Consider the following 3,239-nt stretch of genomic DNA (forward strand, 5'->3'; position numbering starts at 1 on the left):
TGAATACGTTAGGAATTCCGCGTAAAAACTACTAATTTCGTATAACCACCATTATGTTAAATGAAAAAATATATTGATTTAAATTTTGTCAGAATGAAGTATTTATTTTATTGATTAAAATAAAAAATAAAGATTAATACTATGATAAAAAATAAGAATATTTATTGTGACTATCGGAAAAGATTTATGAATAAAACTATGAGTGTGGCTGAGGAATTACTTTATTCAACAGTAAAAATTACTGCATACTTAAATGGAAAAGCTCATAGTACAGGGACTGGATTCTTCACAGCCTTCGATAATGATGGAGAAAATTGCTTTCTAGCTCTGGTGACAAACAAACATGTAATAGAAAAGAGTGATCAAATAAAAATCATTTGTCATGTAAAGAATAATGAAGGAGAACCTTCAGGAAATTTTGTCGAACTAAGCATTGGGATAAACGATAAACAGGTTATCTATCATCCTGATACGAAAATTGATTTATGTGCTATCTCTATTGCAGGTTTGATAAATCAAGCAATAGATCAAGGTATGCCAATATTCTATAAATTTTTAGATTTATCATTAATACCGAATACCGATGATTGGCAATATTTTGATGCTATTGAAGAAGTAACAATGATTGGCTGTCCTAATGGTATTTCTGATGAGGTAAACCATCTACCTATTATTCGTAAGGGAATAACGGCCTCTTCTCTTGCAAAACTATATAATGGAAAACAAGAGTTTATGGTTGATATGGCTTGTTTCCCAGGATCCTCTGGATCACCAATTTTTTTATATGATAAAAAGGGGTATTTAGACAGAAAAACTAATACTTATTATATGGATAAAAGTCGAATTCATTTAGTTGGTATATTATATGCGGGGCCGCTAATAAATAATAATGGACAAGTAATTCTGGCTCAACCTCCTCAAGTAACAGTTGCAGCAATGATGCATTTAGGTAATGCAATAAGATCAACAGAACTTCACGTACTGAATGATGAAGTTCGTAAATTTAAATCCACATTAATTTCTGCTCAAGTTTAGAATTCCTAAAATTAACATAATACACGTTATACGAAATGCTGTATAATTATCCTTATAATTCAACGCTGTAGTTTCTAGTTTATAGCCCGAGCATCCCTGTTCGGGCTTTTTTTATGATTTTTCATGTTTCACGATCAAAAAACAATCAATGTTCCACGGTTTTGTTTAGCTTTGGCGAATAATCAATGGATGCCATTGAAGCCTCTTAGGTCTTCCGTTTTCTCAAAAATGAAGTCTCTGCGATCCAGGATTAGACAGTTTTTATTGTGTCGTCTAATTGATCGTGTTGCCTTACTGATGTCGTGACAATCCCAAAATCGCTCTGTTCCTGTGATTGCCGCTATGGGGTGTGCATCTTGTGCAATATAAATCAGGGAAACTACTATTTGTCTGCCGTTTTCATAGCGTTTCCTGGCGAATACAACATGATGTGCAATCTTAAGAAATTGGACTGTAGATTTATTTAAGCGTTCTTGAACAGACATAACTTATCTCCAAAAGCATAAGTTATTATATCAACTAATTTACAACTAATTTACAACTAACTGTTGTTTTATATTAGCCATAAGGTTTAAAAAAACGGCTCCAGAACCCCCTTTTTTCTAGTTCTGGCTCAATATGTTCAGGGACAGGAATACGTTTATTCCCGATGACCTCTGATTCCTTAGGAGGCATAGCTATGACGTCCTCTTTTTCTTCTACCGTGGATTCTGCTTGTTTTGATTTTGGATCATCAGATTGCGTTGTATTGGTTTTTGGAGCTTCCAATAGTCGTTGCATAGTTTCAATTTGATTTTGATAGAAGCTTTCTCTATTTTTTGCATCATCCAACTGATTTTTTAGTATGTCTATCTGCTGTCTAAGTAGTAAGACTTCTGCCGAACTTGGACTGTCTACTTTTACAGATTCTTTTACATCGGTTTTTTTAGCAGGCTCACCAAAAACACGAATAGCTTCTGAAAAATCAATTTTATTATCAGAATTTTTACTTAAAATTCCTTTATTTATATGATTGTAAATTGTCTGTCTATTTATGCCGTAAAGCTTGGATAATTCAAGAACTGAAAGACTTTTCATGTTGTAAAGTGATGCCTATTGTTGTCTAAAGTCACTGTCTAATAGACTGTAAAATTTACAGACTGGATAGATATAGTTTTACATATATACCATCTGATTTTATCTAATATTTAAATTGTTGTATTAACTAGACTGTCTAAAAATCTTGGACGGGTTTATAAAAATTAATCAAAAACAAATAGATATTGGTGTATTTAATTTGAGCAAATAACAATTTTTTTTTGAAAAAGAGTGAAACTTATTTTTTAATGAAAATAGAAATTAATCAAATAGATGTAGATGATTTTTTAATAAGAAATTAGAAAGAGTGAAAGTTAAGGGCTTGAATTGAGTAAAAAAAAACCGCTGACACCTTGCAGTATCAACGGGTTTTTCTTATATTCAGCGGTACGCAGTTATTTGATGTTGACGCATCAGATAACGAAGATCAGCAGAGCTACCAACTCGTGCAGATTTCACCAAAGGCTTGTACCTGTTCGCACATTTTAACGTTATGAGCAGTAATTTCAAGTCAAAACATGAATTACTTCGTTATTGAATCGTTTTGTGTCCATTAAATAAGCAATCTTGAATTCGAGCTTTGCCCGCTTCTGCGTGTCCGTTTATTCGGGTCTAGGCATGTGGTGTGGGTGGATGGAATAAAGCGACGCTAGCGCACCACAGCGATTGTTTTACAGTAATGTAGAGCAAGAGTTGCTACTAGGGGAAATCGACAAAGCAACAGCGTGATGAGTAGTTCAGGGATGCTTTAAATTGTATGTTGGGGAAACCCTCGCAGAGAGAAGTGACCTGTTCGGTTTGAGAACGTGTCGATGCGGTGTGTGAATCGTAATCTCAGCCTGTGTAGGAAAGCACAATTACCTCCTGTCGTGGACGACCGATGCGTGGCTCCGTCAGCCCAAATTGGTGTTCGGCAATACTTTAAGAGCAAGCAATTTTTTGTAAGCTCTTAGGGTGAGTATTGCCGAAACTCTCTCAACGTTCACCATCAGCCCGAGCAAAGCGAGGGATGTGGGGACGTTGAAAGAGAGTTGAGAGCATTTTGTTTTACAAGATTTATGCCAATACTTCCTAGAGTTTATATACCGCGTCAATTGATTTAATTTTCATATAACAACTTTGTCCAT

At 34.6% G+C, this 3,239-nt stretch carries 3 protein-coding genes; 1 reads left to right on the top strand and 2 read right to left on the bottom strand.

All coding sequences use genetic code 11. The features are described from left to right. Positions 1–186: 186 nt before the first annotated feature. Positions 187–1,035, top strand: a complete 849-nt coding sequence (locus FTV43_RS14775; RefSeq protein ID WP_163146740.1) for a serine protease — start codon at positions 187–189, stop codon at positions 1,033–1,035. Between the two features lie 182 nt (positions 1,036–1,217). Here the strand turns inward: FTV43_RS14775 and FTV43_RS14780 are convergent, their stop codons facing one another. Both FTV43_RS14780 and FTV43_RS14785 read right to left on the bottom strand, forming a co-directional pair. After that, positions 1,218–1,520: a hypothetical protein gene (locus tag FTV43_RS14780; protein ID WP_179995781.1), complete on the bottom strand. Its 303-nt coding sequence runs from the start codon at positions 1,518–1,520 to the stop codon at positions 1,218–1,220. 73 nt (positions 1,521–1,593) lie between these two features. Further along, positions 1,594–2,112: a plasmid replication DNA-binding protein gene (locus tag FTV43_RS14785; protein WP_179995782.1), complete on the bottom strand. Its 519-nt coding sequence runs from the start codon at positions 2,110–2,112 to the stop codon at positions 1,594–1,596. Between the last annotated feature and the right edge of the window lie 1,127 nt (positions 2,113–3,239).

The sequence above is a fragment of the Acinetobacter sp. YH16053 genome (assembly GCF_013417035.1).
In the GTDB taxonomy this organism is placed as follows: domain Bacteria; phylum Pseudomonadota; class Gammaproteobacteria; order Pseudomonadales; family Moraxellaceae; genus Acinetobacter; species Acinetobacter towneri.

Bases quoted from the DNA above. Each gene is read 5' to 3' on its own strand.
- FTV43_RS14775 (WP_163146740.1), top strand. From the start codon at position 187: ATGAATAAAACTATGAGTGTGGCTGAGGAATTACTTTATTCAACAGTA.
- FTV43_RS14780 (WP_179995781.1), bottom strand. From the start codon at position 1,520: ATGTCTGTTCAAGAACGCTTAAATAAATCTACAGTCCAATTTCTTAAG.
- FTV43_RS14785 (WP_179995782.1), bottom strand. From the start codon at position 2,112: ATGAAAAGTCTTTCAGTTCTTGAATTATCCAAGCTTTACGGCATAAAT.